Annotated in this window: 20 protein-coding genes; 5 read left to right on the top strand and 15 right to left on the bottom strand. The window is 45.0% G+C overall.

Annotated features, from left to right (window positions below):
- Positions 1-96: 96 nt before the first annotated feature.
- The 11 genes from phnE (ACED60_RS14205) to ACED60_RS14255 form a co-directional block, all read right to left on the bottom strand.
- Entirely contained in the window at positions 97-900 is an 804-nt protein-coding gene (gene phnE / locus ACED60_RS14205; RefSeq protein ID WP_004732994.1) for a phosphonate ABC transporter, permease protein PhnE, read from the bottom strand.
- Positions 900-1724, bottom strand: a complete 825-nt coding sequence (gene phnE / locus ACED60_RS14210) for a phosphonate ABC transporter, permease protein PhnE (RefSeq protein WP_371727819.1) — start codon at positions 1722-1724, stop codon at positions 900-902. The genes phnE (ACED60_RS14205) and phnE (ACED60_RS14210) overlap by 1 nt, the downstream gene beginning before the upstream one ends.
- Positions 1712-2482, bottom strand: coding sequence for a phosphonate ABC transporter ATP-binding protein (gene phnC / locus ACED60_RS14215; protein WP_004732991.1), 771 nt, complete (start codon positions 2480-2482; stop codon positions 1712-1714). Before phnC ends, phnE (ACED60_RS14210) begins: the two co-directional genes overlap by 13 nt.
- Positions 2483-2612: 130 nt before the next feature.
- Entirely contained in the window at positions 2613-3653 is a 1041-nt protein-coding gene (gene phnD, locus ACED60_RS14220; protein ID WP_004732989.1) for a phosphate/phosphite/phosphonate ABC transporter substrate-binding protein, read from the bottom strand.
- A 300-nt stretch (positions 3654-3953) separates the two neighbouring features.
- Positions 3954-5174, bottom strand: coding sequence for a glycerophosphodiester phosphodiesterase family protein (locus tag ACED60_RS14225; protein WP_371727820.1), 1221 nt, complete (start codon positions 5172-5174; stop codon positions 3954-3956).
- Between the two features lie 331 nt (positions 5175-5505).
- Positions 5506-6858, bottom strand: a complete 1353-nt coding sequence (locus ACED60_RS14230) for a sigma-54-dependent transcriptional regulator (RefSeq protein WP_371727821.1) — start codon at positions 6856-6858, stop codon at positions 5506-5508.
- Positions 6855-8828, bottom strand: a complete 1974-nt coding sequence (locus tag ACED60_RS14235) for an ATP-binding protein (RefSeq protein WP_371727822.1) — start codon at positions 8826-8828, stop codon at positions 6855-6857. Before ACED60_RS14235 ends, ACED60_RS14230 begins: the two co-directional genes overlap by 4 nt.
- Before the next feature lie 382 nt (positions 8829-9210).
- Entirely contained in the window at positions 9211-10197 is a 987-nt protein-coding gene (gene dgcA / locus ACED60_RS14240) for an N-acetyl-D-Glu racemase DgcA (RefSeq protein WP_371727824.1), read from the bottom strand.
- 57 nt (positions 10198-10254) lie between these two features.
- Positions 10255-11262, bottom strand: coding sequence for an N-acetyltransferase DgcN (gene dgcN, locus ACED60_RS14245; protein WP_371727825.1), 1008 nt, complete (start codon positions 11260-11262; stop codon positions 10255-10257).
- Between the two features lie 91 nt (positions 11263-11353).
- A complete protein-coding gene (locus tag ACED60_RS14250; protein ID WP_371727826.1) occupies positions 11354-12259 on the bottom strand; it encodes a LysR family transcriptional regulator in 906 nt (301 codons plus the stop codon).
- Positions 12260-12378: 119 nt separating this feature from the next.
- Positions 12379-13215, bottom strand: a complete 837-nt coding sequence (locus tag ACED60_RS14255; protein ID WP_371707766.1) for an SGNH/GDSL hydrolase family protein — start codon at positions 13213-13215, stop codon at positions 12379-12381.
- Between the two features lie 278 nt (positions 13216-13493).
- On the opposite strand from ACED60_RS14255, the gene ACED60_RS14260 reads away from it, so the two are divergent.
- On the top strand, positions 13494-15554 hold the full coding sequence (locus ACED60_RS14260; protein ID WP_371727828.1) for an alpha-amylase family glycosyl hydrolase: 2061 nt from the start codon (positions 13494-13496) through the stop codon (positions 15552-15554).
- Positions 15555-15665: 111 nt separating this feature from the next.
- Here ACED60_RS14260 and ACED60_RS14265 read toward each other — a convergent pair whose 3' ends face one another.
- Positions 15666-16178, bottom strand: a complete 513-nt coding sequence (locus tag ACED60_RS14265) for an RNA methyltransferase (protein WP_009846247.1) — start codon at positions 16176-16178, stop codon at positions 15666-15668.
- Positions 16179-16450: 272 nt separating this feature from the next.
- On the opposite strand from ACED60_RS14265, the gene ACED60_RS14270 reads away from it, so the two are divergent.
- A complete protein-coding gene (locus ACED60_RS14270) occupies positions 16451-18112 on the top strand; it encodes a methyl-accepting chemotaxis protein (protein WP_371727829.1) in 1662 nt (553 codons plus the stop codon).
- Positions 18113-18210: 98 nt separating this feature from the next.
- On the opposite strand, the gene ACED60_RS14275 is transcribed toward ACED60_RS14270, so the two are convergent.
- Together ACED60_RS14275 and ACED60_RS14280 are read right to left on the bottom strand one after the other, a co-directional pair.
- The gene (locus ACED60_RS14275) at positions 18211-19080 is read right to left on the bottom strand and encodes a LysR family transcriptional regulator (RefSeq protein ID WP_009846245.1); all 870 of its coding nucleotides are present in this window, start codon (positions 19078-19080) and stop codon (positions 18211-18213) included.
- A 320-nt stretch (positions 19081-19400) separates the two neighbouring features.
- On the bottom strand, positions 19401-21038 hold the full coding sequence (locus tag ACED60_RS14280) for a methyl-accepting chemotaxis protein (protein WP_371727830.1): 1638 nt from the start codon (positions 21036-21038) through the stop codon (positions 19401-19403).
- A 258-nt stretch (positions 21039-21296) separates the two neighbouring features.
- Between ACED60_RS14280 and ACED60_RS14285 the strand changes: the two genes are divergently transcribed.
- Positions 21297-21722, top strand: a complete 426-nt coding sequence (locus tag ACED60_RS14285) for a DUF3010 family protein (RefSeq protein WP_009846243.1) — start codon at positions 21297-21299, stop codon at positions 21720-21722.
- 264 nt (positions 21723-21986) lie between these two features.
- Here ACED60_RS14285 and ACED60_RS14290 read toward each other — a convergent pair whose 3' ends face one another.
- On the bottom strand, positions 21987-22886 hold the full coding sequence (locus ACED60_RS14290) for a DMT family transporter (protein WP_371727831.1): 900 nt from the start codon (positions 22884-22886) through the stop codon (positions 21987-21989).
- Positions 22887-23008: 122 nt separating this feature from the next.
- Here ACED60_RS14290 and ACED60_RS14295 point away from each other — a divergent pair, with 122 nt between their 5' ends.
- Both ACED60_RS14295 and ACED60_RS14300 read left to right on the top strand, forming a co-directional pair.
- Positions 23009-24439 carry a PLP-dependent aminotransferase family protein gene (locus tag ACED60_RS14295; RefSeq protein WP_371727832.1) on the top strand — a complete coding sequence of 477 codons (1431 nt, stop codon included), beginning with the start codon at positions 23009-23011 and terminating at the stop codon, positions 24437-24439.
- Positions 24440-24690: 251 nt separating this feature from the next.
- Complete coding sequence (locus ACED60_RS14300; RefSeq protein WP_371727856.1) at positions 24691-25854, top strand: amino acid permease; 1164 nt, start codon at positions 24691-24693, stop codon at positions 25852-25854.
- Positions 25855-25948 lie beyond the last annotated feature (94 nt).

A 25948-nucleotide genomic window follows, 5' to 3' on the forward strand; every position in this document is an offset into this window, starting at 1 on the left:
TAGACCGAAGTACCTAGGGTCGTGTGAGCTTCAAAATGCTAGATAAGCTCTTAACTTTGACACATCACACAAAACACGCTGCATTGCACCATATGTTTATATGAGTTTGTTACGGATGTGGATCACCACTGCTTCTGCAACGATAACCACTGCGAAGATACTCACTAATACCATCGAAACTTTTTGCCACTCAAAAAGATTCTGCGCATCGTTTAGCACCACGCCAATACCACCAGCGCCTACTAACCCCAATACCGCAGATTCACGCACATTGATGTCCCAACGGAACAATACGATGGAATAGAATGCGGGCATCACTTGTGGCCAATACCCTTTAAGCAAGATACTCATCCAAGAAGCGCCGGTTGCACGCAGAGCTTCGATAGGCCCCATGTTCACTTCAGCAATCGCTTCCGCTAACAGCTTCCCTACAAAGCCGATACTGCGAATAGCAATTGCCATAATGCCTGCGAGAACACCGGGGCCAAATAGTGCGATAAACAACAAAGCCCAAACCAATGAGTTCACAGAGCGTGAAGACACCAGAAAGAATTGAGCCACCCAGTTCAGCGCTTTATTAGGTGTGATATTCGGCGCGTTCAACAACGCCAACGGAATCGCAAATATCAAGGTAAACAAGGTACCTAACGTCGCAATGTGCAGTGTTTCTATCATCGCTGCGTGGATTGATTCAGGATAGAAAGCGTAATCCACTGGCACCATACGCTCGAACATGTCAGCAAACTGCGCTGGCGCGTCGTATAGGAACTCTGGAATCACTTCAACCGTCTGCCAAGACCAAACAATCGCACACACTAAGCTCAGGTAAACGGCAAATCGAGCCACGCGTTCGTTTGGTGTAAAGCGCTGCCACTCTTTATCGATAGATGCAGTTGTCATTAGAAGATTCTCCTAACAATGTTGGAAAGAAATTCACCCACAAGAATCAATGCGATGATGGTGATCAAAATAGCGGCGACAAAGTCGTAGTCAAAGCGTTGGAATGCCGAAAATAACGTGCCGCCAAGGCCGCCCGCACCCACAATGCCAACCATGGTTGAGTTACGTAGATTTGAATCAAGCTGGTAACTAGCAAAGCCAATAAAACGAGTAAACACTTGAGGCATCACCGCGTACAGGATGACACTAACAAAGCTCGCCCCCGTCGCTTTAATCGCTTCAACCGGTTTAAAAGAGATCTCTTCAATGGCTTCAGCAAAAAGCTTGGCAATAAAACCAATCGATGCGAATACCAAAGTCAGGATCCCCGCAAGGGCACCAAAGCCGACCGCTTTCACGAATAGAATTGCGATGATCACTGGGTGGAAAGAACGACACAGTGCGATGAAGCCACGAATAGGTGTCGATACAATCGAAGGCATCATGTTTCTTGCGGCAAGTAAGCCAAGGAACAGTGAAATGATGATGCCGAAGAAACTCGAAATGATCGCTATCTGTAAGCTCTCCGCTAAGCCACTTAGCAGTAGATTAGTACGCGAGAAATCTGGCGGGAACATTCTTGATAGTAACCGCTCACTTTCACCAAAACCGATGATCAAACGATCAAAGGTCAGCCCTAACGTCGAGAAACTGTAAAACAGGTAGCCAATGATTGCAGCGATAATTGCACGGTTAATCCATGAGGTTTTGAACGGATTTTCATGCTTCGCTGGCGATGTGCTTGATGAAACGCTTGGCGACGAGCTTGGGTTTAATCCAGCCATGACTCACCCCCATAAATGATTTTTAGGTCTTCTTCTGAAATACCTTCAGGGCTACCGTCATAATGTACTTTACCGTTACACATGCCGATGATGCGCTTGGCATAACGCTTGGCCAAGTTCACATCATGGATGTTAACCAACACGGGAATGTTTTTCTGTTCTGCGAATGTCTCCATCAACTCCATGATCTCAACCGCGGTTTTCGGGTCGAGTGATGAAGTCGGTTCATCCGCCAATAAGATATATGGGTCTTGCATTACTGCGCGAGCGATACCGACACGCTGTCTTTGGCCGCCCGATAAACTGTCGGCACGTTGGTTAGCAAAGTCTTGCAGGCCAACAAATTCAAGTAACTCGAACGCTTTTGCTAGGTCTTGCGCAGAGTAGTTGCGACGCCATGCATTCCAAGCGGTCATGTAACCCAAACGGCCACTCAACACGTTCTCGATAACCGTTAAACGTTCCACGAGGTTATATTCTTGAAACACCATGCCGATGTGTCGACGTTGTTTACGTAGCGCTTGGCCTTTTAATTGAGTTAGGTCTGCGCCATCAAAAATGATTTCGCCTTGGCTTGGATCGTTGAGTCGGTTGATACAGCGCAGAAGTGTACTTTTACCGGTCCCGGATGGGCCGATAATCGCGATGATACCCGGCTCATCGATATCAATATTAATGCCTTTAAGGATTGGCTTGCCTGCCACGTATTCGTGGAAAAGGTTGTTTATCTTTATTCCTTCATAGCTTGCTACGGCCATACTGCATTTCCTTGTGCGAATTTTCGAATGATCTATGCCCTACCCGCGAGGGCATAGATATTTAGTTGAAGTAGGTATTTTTTAAAGGGCTAAGTCTTTCTAAAACTTAGCCTTCCAACAGAGCTAAGAACTAGCCGTTGTTTGCTTGTTTTGCTAGCTCAGCGGCTTTTTTCTTTGCGCGTTTAGCCGCATCTTTTTCAGCCAATTTCTTCAAGCCAGTTTTGGTGTAAGCCGTACCTGTCGCATGAGCGATATCACGAATTACATCCCACTCTTCTTTGTAGCTGATTGGCGAGAAACGGTCGGCACCTTTAAACGATGCGCTCATTTCTGGTGTAAAGCGGTAGCTAAAGAAAGCCTCGTTGATCTTCTCAACTAGCTCTGGTTTTAGGTTGTACGCGTAACCAAAAGCAGACGTTGGGAAGCGTGGGCTACGGTAAATGATCTTCAGTTCAGAATCGTCAACACGACCTGCTGCTACCATACGATCGTACACGTCCGATGCCACAGGTGCTGCGTCATAATCTCCATTGAAGACACCTAGAATCGATTGGTCATGCTTACCTGAGTAAAGCACTTTGTAATCTTCATCTGGCACTAGGCCTTTCGCTGGGAATAACGCACGTGGAGCTAGGTTGCCAGAGTTGGAAGATGCAGAAGTGTGTGCAACCTTTTTGCCTTTCAGATCAGACATTTTGTTAATGCCGCTGTCTTTACGCACAATCGTGATTAGGTTGTAGCCTTGGAAGCCAGACTCATCGCCCTTCACCGCAATTGGAACGTAACCTGCTAAGTTAACTGCGTAGCCTGTTGGGCCCGTAGAGAAACCTGCAACGTGCAATCGACCAGAACGCATCGCTTCTACTTGCGCAGAGTTCGAGTGAACTGTGTAGTAAATCACTCGCTTACCCGTGATTTTACTTAGGTGAGCTTGGAAATCCGCAAACGCATCTTTGTACAACGCAGGGTCTTCTACTGGCGTGTAAGTAAACACAAGCGTACTTGGGTCATTCCACTCATCTGGATTCTTTGGTGAATCGGCCACCAAATCTTGGTTTTCATCACAGTATCGATCGTCTAACACACCACGACTAGAGCAGTCGCTTGCCATAGCCATTGAAGGAAGTAGTAATGAGCTAGCGATTAACAGTCCTTTAACACTGATTTTCATATTCAAACCTTACTTTTACTTATTGTTGAAAGTCACCTTCACTATTGCAGCCTTTATGCCAGCTTTTTATATCTTTAATTTCAGTCACTTAAATAAAAACCCACACTTTCAAATTGCTTTTGAGTCATTCGTGTCCAACTCAAAACCCATCATTTGGGTCATTTCTGTCCCGCCGATTTCAGTGGTAAAAAAAGAGCCCGAAGGCTCTTTGGTTCACTGCTTTTTCTCTTATTATTCTTTGGCTAAGCGCTCTCTATTCAAACGCTATAATTAGCGACGTAACAGCGCTCTCAGAATCGCCTATGCGTCGCTGTCCATGCAGTTAGCGTAATAAGTTACCGTTGCAGGCCAGTCGCTGAATACGCCCATCACACCCACATCTTGTGCCAACACATCAAGCATTTTCATCATATCGCCATCATTGTTGATGCCATCTTTCACGCTCTTGTAATACCAACCACCGCCTTGCGCTAGCGGGCCAGAACGTTCCAGTGTCCATGCGATAATGTCGAGGTCTGCATCCTTAGCCAGTTTCGCGTAGTTAGACGCAACCAATTCGTTGTTCTCACCTAACTCAACCAAAGCAAACAGAGGTGGTGCGATGATATTCACACCCGCATCGTGCAGTTCTTTCATGTTCTCCACAGACGCGACAAAGTCCGCTTGCTCATAGACACGATCGTCAAGGTAAACGGCTTGCTTACCGAACTTAGGTGTCTCATTGACCCAATACTTAACATCATCCAAGTTGAATGACTGTAGGTAAGTCTCTGAAGGCTCAAAGCCCGCCTCTTTCAGTTCATCCACCAGCTTCTGCGCGTACATCTCTTGGCTAAAGCCATTGAAAGGCATTTCAACCGCCGCCGATTTCAATTCAGGAGTCACCTTAACGCCGTGCTCTTTAAACAATGCCGCACTTTCGGCGTGTGTCATCAGTGTTCCACTTTGGCTGTAAAGGTCGGTTCTCCAACCAGGTGTGCCATTCATGTACTCTTCGACCGTGGTTGCTTTTGGGTTCGCACCATCCATTTTCCCTTTGAGCGTCTTAAACTCAGCCAGCGTGAAATCAGAAGTACGGCACTCAACCTGTGCATCTTCGCCTGTCGCGGGGTTTGCTGGTGTAAACGGGGTTGAGCACTTCTTCGCAAGATCTGGGTGTGCTAATACATCGGTCGTCGTGTGTAGATCACTTTGCGAGTGACGGCATACCAACGCCTTATCTTTGGTGAAAGTGACATCACATTCGACAACGCCTGCGCCCATTTGAATCGCCGCTAAATAAGATTCCTTAGTGTGCTCAGGAAACTGCATCGCAGCTCCGCGATGCCCAATAGAAAAATCACTACGATGAAAAGGTCCTTCGCTGCAACTCAACAGCTTAGTTTTCAAAGGGCTCTCATCCATATTGTTGACTAAAAAGAGGGGACGAGGTCCTAAGTTTGCTGGTTCTGCAGCGGCCCATGCCGTTATTGAACTCATGCCTAATATCAGAGCAATCGAACCTTTCAGTATTTGCTTCATGTTTGTATCTCCTTGCAACAAGCAATTATTTTTCTAATGTCCTTTATTCGATCATTCGGTGTTGGATAGCTGTCATATATAGATAGCCGTCATATGTTTTTTGACTCAACACCGAATAACCTCGTGTGGGCTGACGCCACAATGTAGGGATTGCACGCTTTATGCCAGATGTTAAAGCGCTTTTATTACAATCACTTGAAACAGTTAGCCATTCGACTAAAAACCAAATGGGTCATTGTTGTCTTGTGCTTTTTCTTTTGGCTTTGGTTTTGCTTTTGGCTTTCGTTTTGCTTTTTCTTTTGGTTTTCCATTTAACAAACACCTGAACGAATTAAGCTTTGAAACTCTCTTTATCCAATTGGTGTTTCTTCATTTTTCGATAAAGGGTTTTACGCGGTAAATTCAGCTTACTTGATACCTCGTTAATGTTGCCTGCGCTTTCTATTAGCGCTTCCGTCAGTACATTTCGTTCGTACTGCTCCATCTGCTTTTCAAAAGCGAAATCTTCTCCGGACGCTTCACAAATCGGCGATTGAAGATCGAAACCATCGCCGACGATACCCAACACAAATCGATCAGCGACATTACGCAGTTCACGCACGTTACCTGGCCATTCATGCCGACATAGCTGCTGTATCTGCTCAGGGTAAATCGTTGATGGGCGCGTCTTATATTTGTGGCTCGCTTGAATCACAAAATGGCGGAACAGCACCTGAATGTCCTCTTTGCGTTGACGCAATGCGGGAAGGTTTAAGCTAGCAATATTGAGGCGATAGAAGAGATCGGCTCTGAACTCCCCCGTTTCACTCAAGCTCGCAAGATCAGCTTTGCTGGCGGCTACCACCACAATATCGACCGGGATTAACTCGTTACCACCAACGCGCTCAATCATTCTTTCTTGAATGACGCGCAACAGTTTAATTTGCACCGCAATTGGCATGCTTTCGATTTCATCAAGGAACAGAGTTCCGCCATTGGCTTGTTCTATTTTTCCAATGCGCTTCTTGTTGGCACTGGTAAACGAACCCGCTTCATGACCAAACAACTCACTCTCAATAATGCTTTCTGTCATGCCGCCACAGTTAATCGCGACAAAAGGCTTCGCCTTACGACGGCTAAATTGATGCAACGCGCGAGCAATGACTTCTTTGCCCGTTCCTGTTTCGCCGTTGATGATGGTATCAACACCAGTATGAGACAGCGCAAGCACTTGCTTACGTATCGTATCCATCGCTTTTGATTGGCCAATAACCACCGTTTCAATCGGTAACTCAGCTTCCTCATCACCGTCTGTAGCTGCTGGGCAATTGTGCTGAGACTGTGCCAACGCTAAATCGAGCTTCTCTACCAGCTCACTCGCATTCAGTGGCTTTTCTAAAAAGTCGAACGCCCCTAGCTTCATTGCCTCTATCGCCATGGGAATATCGCCATGGCCACTCATCAACAATACAGGGACGTTAGTGGCTCTATGTTGAATTGAACTCAGCAGCGTAAGCCCATCCACCTGTGGCATTCGTACATCACACAATACAACCGACTGGCTGTTTGCTTTGAGCGATTTAAGGCCAAGGTTAGGGTCGGTAAAAGTGGTGACGCTAAACCCTTCTAGCTCCAACATCTCGCTCACGGCTTCAACAACATCGATTTCATCATCGATAAGAACTATGTGTTTTTCTGCAGTCATGAGGCTATGCCTTTTGGTAGAGTGACGATAAAGGTGGTGCCTTGGTGTTCAACTGATTCCACGTGAATCGAGCCGCCAAAGTCTTTTATGATGTTGTATGCGATAGACAAACCGAGCCCAAGCCCCTTACCTGTTGTCTTGCGGGTATAGAATGGATCAAACAAATGCGGAATGTCCTCTTCAGGTATCCCTAACCCGTTGTCCATCACCAAAATCTGAATGGTATTCGAATGCTCTTGAGTAGAGATGCTGAGCTCCGGTTGCTCTCTGTGTTCGATGGCATCCAGAGCATTGCTGATCAAATTCACCAGTACCTGTTCTAAGCGAATGTTGTTAGCTCGAACCATCTGGTCGCTTTGTGGTGAATACTGAATCGATACTGAGCTTTGTCTGGTTTCAAACAGGTCAATCGCATCACCAATCACCTTATTCAATTCAACGTTATCAATCTTTCCATCACTCTTACGTGAGAAGGCCTTTAGGTGACGAGTAATCGCAGCCACTTTATCTAACAAGACCTCGATTTTTTTCAGATTCTCTTGTGCCCTGTCAGGCCTTTGCTTGCCTAACCATAATTGAGCACTTCGAACATGACTGTTTACTGCCGTCAGAGGTTGATTGATCTCGTGCGTGATCCCGACACTTAATTGTCCCAACGCGGCTAATTTTCCGGCTTGAATGAGTTCATCTTGAGTAACACGTAGCTTGGCTTCGGCTAAGGTTCGCTCTTCAACCTCAGCCTCTAATTTTCGATTGGTTTGCTTAACGACTTTGGCCGTGGTCTGGAATACCTTTAGGTACTTGGCCATTTGCGTCACTTCGTCTTTGCCACGAATAGAAACTTCGGTATCTAGATGACCGGTAGAAATCGCGAACATGTTGTCTTTGAGCTGTAAAAGCCTTTCTAAAATACTCTTACGCACGTAGAACCATGAAATGGCAGCGGCAGCCAACACGCTAAACAGAGAAAGAAAAAGAGAGAGTTGTTGGTTCGATTGTAAAGACAGCTGCGCCTGCTGAATCGATTGATCAATATTGCTATTCACCTTGCTGGTATTACTTTCGATCTGCACCGTTAACTGATTCAAATGTTCTCGGCTGTTTTGCAGGAAGTATTGCTCTTGGTAGAGATGATCGAGCGCTTTGTTTTTGAGTCCATATAAGCTGCTATCACTTGAAGCGAGGTTATAAATCACCGTGAGTTGATGATCTAATTCAGGAAAATCACTTCTTAAATCACCACTGACCCAAAGCTTCCACCACTCTTCCCCGACTTGCTCTAGACGGTAGCTAGTGTAATCGAGCTCATTAAAGCTTGAGTCGTTATACAGCTTCTCTACCAAGCCTAATTGGTAATAAAGCAGAGATTTCAACTGAGTATATTGGATTTGATCTTTAGCTGATTCAGGTAAACTATCGAGAGAATCACTGGCTTGTTGCAATAGAGGATAAAAGCCCTCAAGTAAATTACGAAGTTCTTGATTGAGTTGTTCTGACTCAATCTCACTTTGATATAACAGGCTCAGACTATTATTAACTTGGGCGATAAGATCTTTAAAATAGGCGTGATAATCAGGAAATTGAACCATAACGCTATTCATCACTGAAATGGCCTCTTCAATTTTAAGCATCGCCTGCTTACGTTCTATATTCGATTCAGCGTCACTGAGCTGAGATGAGGTCGTGATAATCACACGCACCATATCATTGAGGCGTGCAGCGTTATCTAAGGCGGGGATTTCACTCTCTTTTAATTCGACAAGGCGTTGGTTTAAATCGTCAAAGGTGAAGCTCGATACAACTGACAGAAAGATGGTGGTCATCGATAGCATGGCTAACGCAAGTACCAAGCGCAGCTCAATACCTTTCCAACCAAACCACTTACGACGTGGGATTTTGATCGAGAACGGGCGCTCGAAACTATCCTTATTTTCTACAACCTCGGAGACATGACTACTCACTCGCCCCACCTTCTTCTCATCAAATAATCAACAGGAACTGTCAATGATTCAATCAGTTAGGGTGTGAGCCTTACTTGGGCTTGCATCGAATAGCTTTAGTGAAACTATTAAATGAAGAGTAATCATTAACATTTCACATAAGATATCATAACAATTATTTTATAAAGCTTGAGCTGTCTGTTTTGCGATAATAGAAAGTGACCGCACCGACAGAAACGTGATTACTTTATCAATACGCCCGTAAATCATACGAATAGCGCGCTCAATCAAGCAGTAAAAACCTTCGATTATTTAATAAGTTAAGGACTAGAGATCTAAAAAATCGCACAAGCTTTCGCTCATGCGATTTCATTTATGTCATGTCCATCGACTAACCCGAGGTTCAGCGAACTTAGAGAATAATCATCCCATCTCGATAAGTCAGCGAAGGCGAAACATCTTGTCCGAGTAATACAGGACCATCAAGGTCGACGATTTCAGATTGAACCGCAATAGGCAGCGCCGCTCGCATCGCCAATGAGGTGCCTAACATACAACCCGACATCAAAGTAAACCCTAGCCTTTGAGCTTCTTCAGCAAGTACCAAGGCTTCGGTCAAACCGCCCGTTTTATCGAGCTTGATGTTGACCATTTCATACTTGCCTAACAAAGATGAAAGTTGCGAAGTGGTATGACAGCTTTCATCAGCACACAGTGGGATCGGGTGATTGATGTGTGCCAGTGACGCATCGTGCTGCTGTGGAAGAGGTTGTTCGATCATCGCAATATCAAACTCTGTTAATTGATTAAACAACTCTTCGAGATTCAGCCCCGTCCACGCTTCATTGGCATCCAGTACAATCTGAACATCTGCCGCCGCTTCTCGTACCGCGCGAACACGCTCTACCACTTGCTCGCCATCAAGCTTCACTTTCAGGAGTTTTGCCCCATTTTCGACATAGTCTCGAGCCTGAGTCGCCATGGCTTCTGGCGTACCAATCGAGACGGTCATCGCTGTCACGATTTGATTGGGTAACTCAAACAGGCTATTTGGGAAGACCTGGTCATGTTGTTTGGCTTCAAGCTCCCAAAGCGCACAATCGACCGCATTTCGCGCTGCCCCTCCGGTCAATAAAGACTGAAGATGATCTCTTAGCTCTGCCGGATCGGTAACGCCTCGCTCAAACATACCTTCAAGAGCACTAGACGCTTGTTGGATTTGCGCTAATACAGACTCCGATGACTCGCCGTATCGTGGGTAAGGCGTGCATTCGCCTTGAGCTTGTTTGCCATCATGCTCAATGTAGACACGAACAACGTGACACTCTGTTCGGCTGCCACGAGAGATGCGAAAAGGCGTTTGCATCGCGATAGTAATGGGTTCTGCTGTAATCTTCATAATTTCACTCGGTTGATGTTCGCTTTAACAAATGGAAACGTAGAAATGATGAAGTCGTTAAAGTGAATGTCGCAAATGATCAGTAATATGTTGTACACCAAAGCGCACAGGGTCCGTCACCGGCACTTGATAGAGTGTGGTCCATTCTTGGCACAATATCTCAGCATCTTCAATGCTAATCGCCGATGTGTTCAAGCAGATACCCACCAACTTCGCATCTGGATTGGTCAGTCGCGCTGCTTGCAAGTTGGCTTCAATCGTCTGTTCTATGCTTGGCAATTGAGCATGAGGAAGGTTACGAATATGAGGTCGCCCAACTTCATGACACAGCACTAAGGCATCCGCTTGTGCGCCATGTAAAAGACCCAAACTCACGCCTGCAAACGAAGGGTTGAACAAAGAGCCTTGCCCTTCAATGATATCCCAATCGTGGTCGGTAAAATCAGGGCTAATCGCTTCAACTGCGCCAGAAATAAAATCCGCAACCACAGCATCAATCGAAATACCGCAGCCTTCAATCAAGATACCCGTCTGCCCTGTCGCTTTGAACTGAGCGGATGTACCTGACTCTTTAAGCGACTTTTCGATAGCTAAAGCTGAAAACATTTTGCCGACTGAGCAATCTGTTCCGACAGTAAGCAGGCGCTTACCTTGACGAGGCTTACCGTTACCAACATTAAGAACACCGTCAAAATGACGTACATCATGAAGCTTAGTCAATCCTTGTTGTCGCATGTCAGCAAGCGGTGAAAATTCACTCAGTCGTTGGTGCATGCCAGATGCAATCTCAAATCCCATTTCTGCAGCTTCCATTATGGTTGGCTGCCAAGAGTCAGGAATAACACCACCTGGGTTTGCTGTGCCAATCACTAGCGTTTTCGCGCCCTGTGCTTGCGCCTCTTGTAAGGTCATATCCGTTAAACCAAGTGAAACGGTAACGTCTGTTAAACGAAGCTGACCTAGGCAAATTTCTGGTCGCCATTGATGAATACCGCGAGCTGTTTTTGCGGCAAGTGGGTCAGTAACGTCCCCAAGAAAAAGAAGGTAAGGTTGAGCGATAGACATGAGTATTCCTAATTAATAAATCCTTGTATGGGTTTACTTTAATTAAGAACTTAGAAGCTGCCGAATACCTATTTATGACGAGCCTATAACCTTAAGTTATAGGGTGAGTGTGGCTCTTCAATGAAACGATAAATTGCTTAACGGAAATCGACTGAGGGGTGTGCTCTGCGCAAAGCATCGAGACCGAAAATTGGATATCCGGCTGCAGTGAAAGCACACAGACCGCATCGTCATTTTGATACTGTTCTGCCGTCCACGGATCCACAATCGCAAACCCCGCTTGGTGCTTCACCAGTTCCGCCGCCGCGCTATATCCACGCACAGATATCGGATGGTGATAATGCTCATCTCGCGCAATAAGGCTTTGATGTAACAGGAGGCCTAATGGATCGCGGCTATCAAGCCCGATGATTGGTAAGGGATAATTGATCAGGTCATCAAGGGTTAATTCCGTCGGTAACTGTTCAACAGTGTGGGATGGAACCAGAACCTTGAGGGATTCAGTTAAGAGCGTTTCACTTAATATGGCAGGCGGTGTTTCGTCCCCAAATGCGATAGCAATATCAAGCTCATGCTTTAACAGCCCAGCACACAGTTCATCACGGTTTGCAGTCAGCAACTCAAAAGAGAGCTCTTGTTTACTGGAATATTGTTCGCGAGACATTTGGGCTATTACCGGAGTCAGCAATTTGGTCGCCAGTATCGGTGGTGCACCAATACGTAAATGCTGATGTCCTTGCTTCACTTTGTTGGTCAGAGATCGAAATTGACCCAGCTGTTGATAGACCTTTTCCGCTTCGGGCAGTAAGGTTCTCGCTTCGACCGTTGGCACCAACCGACCTTTGACACGCTCGAACAATCCAAACCCAAGTTGTTGCTCTGTATGCGCCAAAATACGAGTCACATTAGGTTGTGACACATGCAGGTTACGCGCAGCCCCAGATACGGTTCCGGTTTGCATAATGGCGTAAAAGACTTCCAACTGTCTTAAGTTCACATTGATGTCCTTATGGTTCGCGAAACAAATCTAGGGGTTGGCTTTTCTTGTATTAGCTAAGCTGTTTATCGGTTTAGCTGTTTATTTATCTACTTGGCTATTTAGCTATTTGCGTGAGTTTATTTTAGTAACTCAGCTATCGTAGGTTGAAGCACCTCAGCCCAAGCTTGGTAAGCCTTCGCATTCAAGTGTAAGTCATCACACGAGTACTCATTCGACAAAAGCTTATTCGGTGACAATACTGAATTCACATCTAAGAACGCAATGCCTTGCAGAGAACAGTACTCGCTTATCTTGCTATTGAGTAGTTCAACCGACGAATTCAAACCTTGCAGTTTAGAGCCAACATAAAGCGTTGATTGCGCCAAGATTCGAATATCGTTTTCTTGCCACACCTCAAGCATATCAATGTAATTCTGGTAGATATGTTCGACATCATAACCCTGAGCCAAATCGTTTATCCCAGCCATAAAGCACACCAGCTTTGGCTTCACATTCAACGTGGTATCAATACGGCGCAACATGCCAGTTGTGGTGTCACCCGCTAAGCCACGGTTGACCATCGAAACATCGCGAAAGATATCCGCCCAAGGTGCCCATTCGGTGATCGAATCACCAAACATCACTAGGTCTGCATTTGGGGAAAAATGGCGGTGATTGTCCGATGTCATGATGTAACGACTCATACTGTGGCCTCGTTGCTGAATCTCAGACTGAAGAGCAACCGCTTTGAGAATATCACTGTCCGGTGTAGTGCTATCAAATTGAGCCAGCAACCCTTCGATGTGAGGCTTAAAAGGGCTAAGACGAGTGCTCAGTTGGTGGTGTTCTTTAAGGGAAGATAACCTCTCTAGTAATGCATACAGAGAGCGGTTTTGACCAACTTCTTGGAATAACTGATAGAGATCGAGGACAGGGTGTTGCTGCAGCGCGGCAAGTAATTGCTTGTCTTCCATGGTGTTATCTAACCCTTCAATTATCTAATGATGAACCCAAGATAATATCCGATTGCTTACGGGATAGATAACATTAGAAACAGAGAATGACTTAATCTCTACAAGGCAGGTTACATACCGCATAAAAATATCTTCCTGTACAAATCTCGTTCCGACTCAAAAATCAGCACTTCATCATAATATGTATAAGAAATTAGCCACATATTGTGACCTCAGTCTCTCAGCCTACCGTCTACTCCTATTGCCACTATTTAACGGAGGATTTATAGAATGTCAGGATGGTGAATAATAGGTTAAATCATAATAATAAGGACCTTTACGTGAAACTTTCTCTATCCAATACCGCGTTGGCCGTTACCGCCATCCTACTTGCAGGTTGCCAATCTGCACCTGAATCAGTTCAAGAACCAACAGCATACCAATGCCAAACGAATACCAATGCCGACGTGAATGACTTGAGGATCTATCAAGTGATGGTCGAAAGCTTTGTCAGTGGCGATGACTCAATTGGTCATGGGACAGGCTACGGAACTAGTCACCATAACGGAGACATCCAAGGTATTATCGACTCACTTGATTACATTGAATCTCTTGGCATGAACGGCATTTGGCTAACCCCAATCTTTAATTCAGAGCCTATCGAAAACCAAGACCATTGGGCTGATAGACTGGATGCTACCGGTTATTTTGCCACCGATTATTTCAATATCGATCCGAGATTCGGCACGATGGAAGAAGCTAAAACCTTAGTTGAAGAAGCTCATGCTCGAGGGCTTTATGTCTTCTTTGATGGCGTATTTGGCCACCACAAAAAAAACGTAGTGCCGTCACCAACAGGTAAGCTGCCCCTAGGAGAGGATAATCCAGTCTCATACCCTGAGAGCCTAACCTTCTATCAAGAAGTTGCCGAGTATTGGATCAAAGAACTCAAAATTGATGGTTGGCGCTTAGATCAAGCTTATCAAGTGCCAAAAGAAGCTTGGAGTCAAATCAGAGAAACGGTAGACACCGCATCTTCTCAAGTCGAATACGTAAACAGCGAAGGTAAAACCGTGAACCCTCTGGGTTATATGGTCGCGGAAATTTGGGCAGGCGAGAACCGCATTATTGAAACAGGCTACGGTTCAAATGAAGCACCGGCCTTATGTTCTGCGTTTGATTTCCCGATGCGCTACCGCCTGACGGAAACCTTTGCTGTAAACGAAGCTGGCGTGGGGAACAAAGGTGGAGAGTGGCTTGCAGAAGGCATGTCTTTACATTCGTTATACCCAGACCACGCGAAGCCAAATTTAATGATCGGTAACCATGACCTTGTGCGCTTTGGTGACTTATTACAGCGCGGTGATATCGCTTCTCCACAAGACAAAGAGTATTGGCAGCGCTATAAAGCGGCATTTTCATTCCAAGCAGCTTATACCGGCCCAATAACCACCTACTATGGGGACGAAATAGGCGATCAGCTAGAAGGTTTTGCAGACAAAGTATGGACTGATGACTGTGCAATTAATGGTCTGTGTGATGATCACGTAGCCCGTACTAGCGGTAAAGTAGAAGGTGTCACAGCTCAACTCAATGCGCACGAAAAAGACTTAAAGCAATACGTGACAAACTTGATGAAACTGAGAGAAACGCACCCCGCTCTATCACAAGGTAAACGTACAAACCTGATGGCCAATGATGTCGCCTATGTCGATCACAAAGCCTATGAAGGCGATGCTGTTGTCTACGTAGTGAACGTTACCAACAAAGAACAAACCATAAATCTAACCAAAGAAAAAGCAGGCTCCATAGCTGATCTGAAGGATATTGAATCCAAGCAATCGATCTCAGCTATTGATGGTCACTACTCTATCGTTCTAAGTCCATTTGAAGCTCGTTTCTTGTCGATAACACAGCCAAGTGAAAAAGGGCCAATTGCGGCAATACTAGCGACAGGAAATGAAGTCGGACAAGGCTTCATGGCTCAATGTGACAATCCAACAATAAAAGCTGAAGGCCCTATTTCGAGCCCACTTTATGTGGTTGGCAACTTTGCTGATTCAGGTTGGAAACACGTGGGTCAACGAGAGTTTGAATATAAAGGTGACAACACTTACCAAGTCGTCACCACTGAAAAACCGGGCAGTTATCGCATGCAATATGCATCCAAGGCTTGGTCACCTCAGTTCACAGCGGATGGGCTTAACCTAAAGTTAGGACAGCTTAACTCATTAATTAAAGGTGGTTACGGACAAGATACCGCTATCACTATTCGTAATGCTGGGCAGTATGTATGGAGCTTACAATTCGATGATGCGGGGCAACCACTGCAAATTATGGCTTCCAAATGTGCTGAATAGCCAAACCTAAGAGCCGAGATCAACCAAGTAAAACCCCCTTATTCCTACGAATAAGGGGTTTTCTTTAATCTGCATTGGATATTAAGAGACCAGACACGATTAGAACGATATCTACCCCTGCTTCACTTGCAGGTGATTACGGTTATCGCGGCTTTTCTTGATCAGCTCGTTGCTCTCGTCCATTTCATCTGACTTAGCAAGGCGATCATAAAGTAGCACATTCACTGTTGCTGCTAGATTCATGCAACCTACCGTTGGTACATAAACAACATGGTCAGCTCGGTCAGCGACATCTTGAGAAATAGAACCATCTTCAGGCCCAAAGATATAGATAGCGTTCTCTGGGTGTTTAAAACGTGGCAGTGGTGTTGCACCCTCAGCCAACTCCACACATACGATCTTAGTTTCTGAATTAAGGTTATCTAAAAACGACTCGACACCAGTAAGCGGGATAGTGCGCGTTGCACTCTTGGTATCGGTGTGAAATTTTGCAGCCTTGTCGTAGCGTTGCCCTGTGTATTTAACTTCGTCGACTTGGTAGCAACCCGCCGCACGCATAACCGCGCCAACGTTTGTCGGGCTCTTTGGGTTAGTTAAACCAATAGTCACATGGCTTTTGTTCATGAATCTTTCTCACTTAACGAATAGACATAGCAGGGTGCTACAAAGCGTCGCATTCTACCAAAGCAGCGCCAAATTCAAAAGCATCGAAACGAACGGCTCTTTTACAGATAAGTACTTAGTTGCACCACCTATCACTTCAAAACCTAACCGCCATCATATTTATCAAACAAAAAGGTTTTAGGATAACAATTCAACAACAAGTCCGTTTACATTTCGAAACCACATTAATAATGTGTTGAAAATTGCCTGAGACAATCACATAGGAAGTGCTAATGACCCTCACCATCAAAAACCGCCTTTATATTCTCTCTTTTATCCCTTTGCTACTAATGGCAATTGGGATGATGAGCGTGACGTATATGAAGAGCACTGAGCTAACCGCACAACAAGTAGAATCGACGCGTAGCAATATGATGGCGATGAAAGAAAAGGAACTCAAAGCGTACCTGCAAATGGCTAAGTCTTCGATAACTCCTTTCTTAGAAAAAGGTGCCACACTTGAAGAAGCATTACCCACATTAAAAACTCTAGAATATGGTGAATCTGGTTATATTTTTGGCTACAGCTCTAAGGGTGTAAGAATCGTCATCGGACAAGGTACCGATGGCATTGGTAAAAATTACTACGACCTTCAAGACAAACAAGGCAATTACCTAATCCAAGACCTGATTAAGAACTCAAAAATTGGGGAATTCACCACTTACTACTTTCCCAAGCCAGGTCAATCCATTGCGTTACCAAAACTCAGCTACTCAATCTTTATTCCACAATGGGATTTAATGCTCGGCACGGGTTTTTATACCGATGATATTGACGCCGTGATCAGTGACATGAAAGAGAGCTCGAATGCTGCGCTACAAAGCTCACTGACTGCCATTGCAATTTTCTGTGGCTTGATTGCCTTAGTGGTAGCGGTTTTCGCTGTTGCAGTGAACCGTACAATCATGCAACCACTCGAGCAATTTGACCGTTCGATCAGTGCCTTTGCAAGTGGTGAGGCCGACCTAACTGCTCGAATGGAAACATTCAAAGCGCCTGAGTTCGCCAAACTTAGTGAGAACTTTAATGCCTTTGTTGCTAGCCTACAGACCATCATTCGTAGCGTGAGCGATGTGGGTCAGCAAGTTGTATCAGAAACGAGCAGCATGTCTTCTCGCGCAGCTCAGGTCGACGAGATAGCAACAGGTCAACGTGAAGAGACAGAACAAGTAGCAACGGCGATGACCGAGATGACGACAACTGCGCAAGAGATCTCAAGCAACGCAAGCCAAGCCGCCGACTCAGCTAAACTTGCAGAGAACAATGCAAAAGAAGCTCAGCAAATAGTCAATGCTGCTGCAGGTTCCGTAGCAGACCTTGCAAGTGAAGTATCAGAAGCAAACACTGTGGTATCTCGCCTTGAAGGAGATGTACAGAACATTTCATCTTCACTGACTGTCATTCAAGATATAGCGGAACAGACCAACCTATTAGCACTAAATGCCGCGATTGAAGCCGCGCGAGCTGGTGATCAAGGCCGAGGTTTTGCGGTAGTTGCGGATGAAGTTCGTAAGCTTGCAAGCCGCACACAAGAGAGCACGGGCGACATTCACAAAATGATCCAACAGCTAAAATCCGCTTCAGATGCCGCGGTGAAAGCAATGGATTCGAGCCAAAGCAGAAGTGCTCAAACGGTAGAAGAAGCAAATGCAGCAGCTGCAGCACTTGCTAAAATTCAAGATTCGATTGATACCATTATGGACATGAACTCACTGATTGCGACGGCGACTGAACAACAGAATATTGTTGGCCAAGAGATATCTCAACGCATTGTTGTGATTTCAGACCAAAGTTCTCAATCGGCATCGCTAGCAAACCAAAACCGTACAGGTAGCCAAAACCTAAACAGCCGAGCAAACGAGTTGTACCACTTGGTTGATCGCTTCACGGTTTAATGCTTAGCAAGTAAAAGAATAGAACATCAATAAAAATGGGCTTCAGAATCTTTGTTTTGAAGCCCATTTTCTTGTCCATAGTGTCTTGCCAGATAGAACTAGTCTAATTGCTCAGACAAGAAGTCGACTAACAAGCGAACCTTTGAAGACAAATTACGGTTCTGTGGGTAAAGCGCCCAAATCCCCTCTTTATCGTCTCGGTAATCAGATAACACCTCAACCAATTCGCCAGACTCAAGATCTTCACTCACGTAATATTCTGGTAGCTGCACTAAGCCAATACTCTGTTTCGCTGCGTCTTGTAAGGCTAAGCCACTGTTACATTTAATGCGTCCATTAACCCGAACTGAGCGAGGTCGCCCATTTTCTTTAAAACGCCAATGCTCAAAGCCGCCGACTAAACATTGATGATTGCTCAACTCAGAGAGCGTATGCGGTTCACCGTAACGTTCAATATATTCAGGACTGGCGCACACGTAGAGTTGGCGTTGAGACAGCTTCTTTGCCACAAGACTCGAATCTTCTAAGCGACCAAGACGAATCGCGACATCGACACCCGAATCAATAAGGTCGAGCTTTTGATTGGTCAACATCAGCTCAAGTTCGACTTGTGGGTGGAGCTTTAAGAACTGATGAAGTATCGGGGCGAGTTGACGCTCACCATAAGTCACAGGTGCCGTTACTTTCAGTAAACCTTTTGGCGTGGATTGCATCTGCGTGACGGCTAACTCAGCAATTTCTAAACCCTCGACCAACAACTTACATTGCTGATAATAGAGTTGCCCAGCCTCTGTTAGAGAAACCTTACGAGTCGTTCGATTGAGTAGTTTTACTGCGAGGCGTTCCTCGAGATTTGCCACTCTACGACTGATTTGAGCCACTGACGTAGCGAGTTTCTGTGCGGCACCAGTAAAGCTTTCGCGCTCTGCCACTGCAACAAACTCACTTACCCCTTCCCAATTGGCCATGCCTCTACCCTATTTTGAACTATGGTTACCCATACAGTGTATTGAAGATATAGATCAGTGTCACCTAGCTTAATATGCGCCATGCACATACAAAGTCCTTCATTGAAGCTAATATCTCATTCCCCACAAGGCTCCTATCGACCTAATCTACAAAGTTCGAACCGACCTTGTATTACAAATACTGTTATCAAAAAATACTCGCACCAAAAAAGAAAGCCCGCACTCATTGAGTACGGGCCTTATTATTGTCTATTACAGATGCGTGAGGGTTAAAACTAGAAACGATTAGCCACTCACTTTTGCCTGTTCAGTCTCAAAGATTACACTTCAAACTGAGAAACTAGGCTATCAAGTGCTTCACACTGTTCTGCTAGTGAGATGCATGCGTTCTCTGCATTGTTTGCCATCTCAACCATTTTCATGGTGCTTTCCGCGATACGTTGAACATTCTGGTTCACTTCTTCAGACACCTGAGACTGCTGAGAAGCCGCTGTTGCGATTTGCGTATTCATCTCATTCATCTTGCCGATTGAGTTACGAATCTCGCTCAATGATGAAGCTGCAGTGCCCGCTTGAACAATGGTTTTCTCGCCACTTGCCTTGCTTTCTGTCATCACGCCAACGGCATGTTTAGCGCCAACTTCTAAGCGTTCAATCATTGATTGGATTTCACCCGTACTGTCTTGAGTTTTGCTCGCAAGCGCACGGACTTCATCAGCAACTACCGCAAAACCACGACCTTGTTCACCAGCTCGCGCGGCTTCAATCGCCGCATTTAATGCCAATAGATTGGTTTGCTCTGCAATGCCTTTAATCACTCCAAGAATAGAAGCAATGTTCTTCACATCAGTATCCAATTCCTGAACCACACCACCTGCATTCTCGATATCTTGCGCAAGGCGTTCAATGGAAGTTACGGTTAAGCCCAAAGTGCTGTCTGCTGATTCCACTTCATTGTTCGCAACGTTACTTGCGGTTGCCGCATCTAACGCGTTACCACTTACCGTTTCACTGGTCGCTTGCATTTCATGAACGGCAGCCGCGACTACTTCACTTTCTTTCTGTTGATTCGAAGAAAATTCAGCCACATTCTGCGTTATTGATTTGATGTTTTCCATCTCTGCACGTACGGCATTTGATGTCAGAATCACTTGTTCAACAGTGGTATGTATCTTACTAACAAACTTGTTAAACGCTGAACTTAAGCGAGCAATCTCATCAGAACCTTCAACTTTCATTCGCTGATCCAAGTTACCGTCACCCGATGCGATTTCATTCATCGCTTTCTCTACGCTCTGAATCGGCTGAACGATAAAACGGTTCGATAACCACATCGAAAACAAAGCCGCAAGTACCGCCACGGCCATACCTACTTCGATGATCAGCTTACTTTCTTCAATCGAGTCATTAGCTTGCTGGCGAAGCTCTTTTTGTTTGACTGCAATCAGCTCTCTAATATAGCCGAGTTGATCGTGAATGATCGAAAACTCAGCGTCTAACGCTGGCGAGTAATCGAGGTTATATTGAAGAGCATTGGCAGGGTCTGCAAACATTGGCTCATGCAGCGCTACCCACTTTTTCATCGCCTTAACCAATTTTGCTAGCTCGTCTTGAGAAGATGAGTCTAAGACACCTGCTGTATATAGGGTTTGAACACTTTCAAAGCGTGGGACGGCTTTGTAAGCGTTGTCTTTGAATTCGAATTGTTGATATTCAATTGCCTTTTGATCTTTCGCCAGCAACAGACCTTGGGCAGATGCAATGACTTGATAGATATCTCGATACCCATCTTCTAGGTTGTCGAGAACCGGTTGAACCACATTATTGAGCTCATGGTTAATCGCTGCTTGCGCGTTAGATTTAATCACGTTAAGCACAGTAACCGTTGAGAAAACAATCACGATAACCATTAGAGGGATCGCAATTTTACTCTTAATAGAAAGGTTTTTGATATTCATAGAGGGTTTATAACCACACATTAAATAGGGACGCGCGCATAATATACAGTATCGATAAAAAAGCCAGCTATAGTTTTTTGAATCTAATTGCATATAAAACTAGACGATGAAAACGAGTGCTTCGCATTTAACCAGACGTCAACCTGAAAAAGTTAAAGTGGACAATATTGAATTTATTTACCTTAGACATGTTCTATTACTGGAGAAGTCGTCGAAATAACACCATAATATAGGGCTCTAAAATAAGTAGGTAAGAACATGAAAATTTGTGGTGTTGAAATCAAAGGTAACGATGCAGTCATCTGTCTTCTATCTCTATCAGACGGTGTATTTAACATTCCTGATTGCCGAGTTTCTAAAGTTGCTATTAGTGACGCAAACGACACACAGAATATGAAAGATTTTCAATTTTCTTTTGCAAAGTTAATGGAAGATTACCAAGTAGAAAAAGTGGTAATTCGTCAACGCCAAACTAAAGGCAAATTTGCTGGCGGTGGCTTCGGCTTCAAACTAGAAGCAGCAATTCAGTTGATCGACGGCCTAGACGTAACCGTTGTATCTCCGAATGAAATCAAAGAAAGCCTTAAGCGCAACCCTCTTATGATGAAGTTCAAAGAAACAGGCCTTAAGCAGTACCAAGAAGCACCGTTTACCACGGCTTACGCTTGTTTAATGCAGCGCTAATAACTAGTCGCTAGCCAATATTGATACCGAAAGAGCCTGAATATTCAGGCTCTTTCTGTTTCTAGCAATCTATTTCAAGTCGAGTTATACCAATCACAGTAAGTAAGTGATCAAAAATAGCGTAGGAAAAAAGCTTGAGAACAAGGCAGCATTTTTCGATAAGTAGTTATTCTACAATCAAAAATTCTAACGAAGTTATCGAGATTTTTAACAAGCTAGGGTGACCAGTTAGTTACTACGATTGGTATAATTTTGGTTGACACATTACCTCTCTAATGCTGTTCGTCTACGGAACTTAATCAACTCAGGCTTTTTCACCACCAGATAAACAGCGGTCGCTGACAACGCGAAGCCTATTGCGCCATAAATGTCGAATGACTCTCCAAAAATGAGCCACGCTTGGATGGCTGTTGTGGGTGGAACTAAGTAAAACACCGATGCCACACTTGAAGAAGCGCCATGCTCTACCATGTAAAGCAGCAATAGAATAGCAATGCACGATAAAACAATCACTAGCCAAGCCAGAGTCAACGTGAACTCAACAGTCCAGTTCACCTGCATAGTTTCGTAGCGCATTGCAAAAGGTAAGAACAATGCTGCTGCTGCCAAGTACTGCACCATCGCGCCACCGACCATATCTGTACCCTGACAAAAGCGCTTCTGATACAAAGTACCGACCGTAATACCCACCAAAGAAACCAAACATAATAACGTTGCCAAGCCTTTTTGGTCGTCTGACTGCCACTCAATATTGCCCATTAGCACCAAACTAATACCTGCGAAACCAAGGGCTAAGCCTAGCCATTGTGCGACGTTAAAACGCTGCGAGGTACAGCTGATCATTATCAATGCCGTCAGAATCGGTTGTAAGCCAACAAGCAGAGAACTCAACCCGGCAGGCATACCCATATCAATCGCGAGATAAGTGCCACCAAGGTAGAAGCCATGAATCAAGATACCCACCACACAAGCGTGGAAAAATGCTCGACCACGAGGAATACGACGCTTAAGGATTGAAATCAAAACCAAGAATAGCGCCACGTTGGCTACCATCCTAAGTGAAAGTAACGTTGCGGGTTCAGCGTATTCAACACCAAGACGGGCGCCAACAAAGCCTGACGACCACAATAGTACAAACACAAACGGAATCATTTTAATCAGCATTACAAACCTCTGGTCAACTCTTCATCAATGCTGTTACCTTAGTTGGGTACAGATAACTAATAAAGATACAGATATAACACTTTAAATGGTTACAGATTAAGTGTGAGTAACAAGGAGAAAACGTGGAAGCAGAACTCAGCGGCAATAAATATCTCGCGATAGAACAACATATTAAGGCTCAAATCGATAAAGGGCTCTTTCACCCAGACGACCGCTTGCCTTCCATTCGTCAACTCAGTGAACAACTCGGTGTGAGCAAAAACACCGTGATTCGCGCTTATCAAGAACTGGAAGCGACGGGCTGGGTTTATTCTGTGCCTAAATCAGGCTATCGTGTGAAAACACCGAACACCACCATCTGGGATGCACCGAGCCAGCCTCAAAAAGTCGACCTCTTGTCGGTCACCAAATCTGTACTCTCCCGTCCGAAAGGCCGCTTGAAACTGCTTGCTGGTTCTGCACACCCGAACATTAATAACCCTGCCATTCGTAGCTTGTACGCCGAAATCGGTCGCCATAGCCGTTTACAAACTCAGCTTCCCGGTTATTACCAATTACCTCCCGGCGATGAGCAATTAGTAAAGCAGTTGCTAAAGATCACCCATGATCTAGGCGTGCCTGCGGGATCGAATGAAATTGCAATTACACATGGTGCTCAACAGGCGATCAGTCTGGCTTTACGTGCATTAACCAAACCGGGAGACATCGTGGCGGTCGAGTCGCCCTGTTATTTCGGTAATCTACTTTTACTTGAATCACTTGGCTTGCAAGCCCTTGAAATACCAAGCAGCGTCAGCCACGGAATCGACATTCCTTCACTACAGAGTGCGTTGGACAAATGGGAAGTGAAAACCTTGCTACTAACGCCAAACTTTACCAATCCAACCGGTTCACGGATGCCATTGGCGAACCGAAAAGCATTACTGGAAATCACAGGAGCTTTACCGATTATCGAAGACGATGTGTTCGGTAGCTTGGCATTCGACACACCCATTGCCAGCCTCAAAGAGCTTGATGACCAAGATCGAGTCATTTACGTCAACTCTTTGTCCAAGACCTTAGATTCTCGCTTGCGTATTGGCTGGTTACTCTCAGGTCGTTACCAAGCTCAAGTTGAAAAATACCTGTTATGCGACAACATGGGCAGCTCCAATTTAATGCAATCCGCGGTGGGTCAATTTCTCACTACCGGTAAATATCGCAGCCACTTATCCAAAATGAAGCGGCTCTACCAAACCAATCAAAAGCAATTCCAAAGCCTGTTAATACAAGCGCTTGATAGCTATGAACACCTTGTTGGCCGCTACCATCTGTCAAAGCCTGAGGGATCTTTTCTAAACTGGATCACGTTACCTGAATCTGTCGATAGCTACGCGATTTATCAAGATTGTTTGAAGCACAAATTGGGAATATTACCTGGCACAGTATTTGGGACAAACGATCAATATAAACACTGCTTGCGCTTCACGGTAGCGAACATCGAAGAGAGTAAAGAGTGGAAAGAAGGGGTTGTGACACTAGCGAAAATAATCGCCAAACATACTTCTTTCTAATCGAATATTTCTGACTGCTAGATCATTCAACAATGAATAAACGTTAACTAAAACAACCAATACAATCACCAAGAAAATGCGTCAAACGATCACAGATAATACTCCGAAATACCTTTGTAAGTTTTTTTAAAAAATTCAAAAATAATTAGGATTTAACCCCTAACTTTACTGAGTATTTTGTTAGTCTTGGAAACAATTATTTACAATCCAAACAAAAATTAATTGGATCGCTAGAGGTTGTTTTTTTGAATATGAAATTATTCGGCAGTTCCCTAATCCTTTCAGGAACTGCATTAGGGGCTGGCATGCTTGCTATTCCCATGGTGTTGGCCCAGTTTGGCTTCATGATCAGCTCAGTGCTGATGCTACTTATCTTTATCGGCACCACCTACTCTGCACTCCTACTGGCAGAAGCGTGTACCAAAACGAAAGACAACAGTGGCATGAGCAGTGTTGCTTACCTCACTCTGGGCAGCAAAGGTAAACACTTTATCAATGCACTCTTTTATCTGCTGCTGGTATGCATGCTGATCGCCTATATCTTGGGTGTTGGCGACATCATTCATAAGCTACTGCTCGACGTCGGCGTAGACATCTCTGCATCCGCTGCTTATACCGTTTTCAGCCTATTGGTGGGTGTGATCGTAGTCGCGGGTAAGTCTTATATCGATAAATTAAACCGTGGTCTATTCATCATGATGGTGGTGATGCTCTTCATTGTTATTGCCTCTCTGTTTAGTAATATCCGTCTAGATTACCTAACTCAAACTAGCCAATACACGGCCAATGACGTGGTGCAGTACAGCGCGGTTATCTTTACCAGTTTTGCCTCTATGGTGGTGATCCCGTCACTGGTTATCTACAACCGCGAAGCGACTCAAAAGCAGATCCGCAATATGATTCTGTTAGGTTCAGTGATTCCGCTAGTGTGCTACCTCACTTGGTTGTTCGCGATTATCGGTAACCTTGGCACAGACGCGATCAGCCAGTTCCACAACATTTCAGAACTGATCTCTGCGTTTAGCGGACAATCTGCTTGGTTAAAAGTCGTGATTGCGCTGTTCTCAGCGCTAGCACTGGTGACCTCTTTCCTTGGTGTATCCATGGCGTTGTATGACCAAAACAAAGACGCAGTCACCAACAACAAAGCATTAGCTTATGCTCTGACCTTTGTATTGCCTTTGGTATTAGCAGAGCTGTTCGCAAGCCAGTTCGTGAGCATGCTGGACTATGCAGGCATGGTGTTGGTGTTCCTAGCTATCTGGGGACCACTCGCAATGGTGGTTAAGGTTCGTAGGCCTGACTTCCCTCACCTTCAAACCGAAGGCAGTTACACAGCAGCAGGTGGCGATACGGCACTGATGGCAACATTCGGTTTTGGTGCGTTGATTTTTATCTCTTGGTTTATGGGATAAATCCCAATTGAATAGACTATCTGTTGCCATTTAGAAGGGAGTAGATACAAAAAGCCCGTTAGTCTTACTCGAATTAGCAATCGCAACTCATTAA

Source organism: Vibrio sp. 1F279 (assembly GCF_041439815.1).
GTDB classification, from domain to species: Bacteria; Pseudomonadota; Gammaproteobacteria; order Enterobacterales; family Vibrionaceae; genus Vibrio; species Vibrio tasmaniensis_A.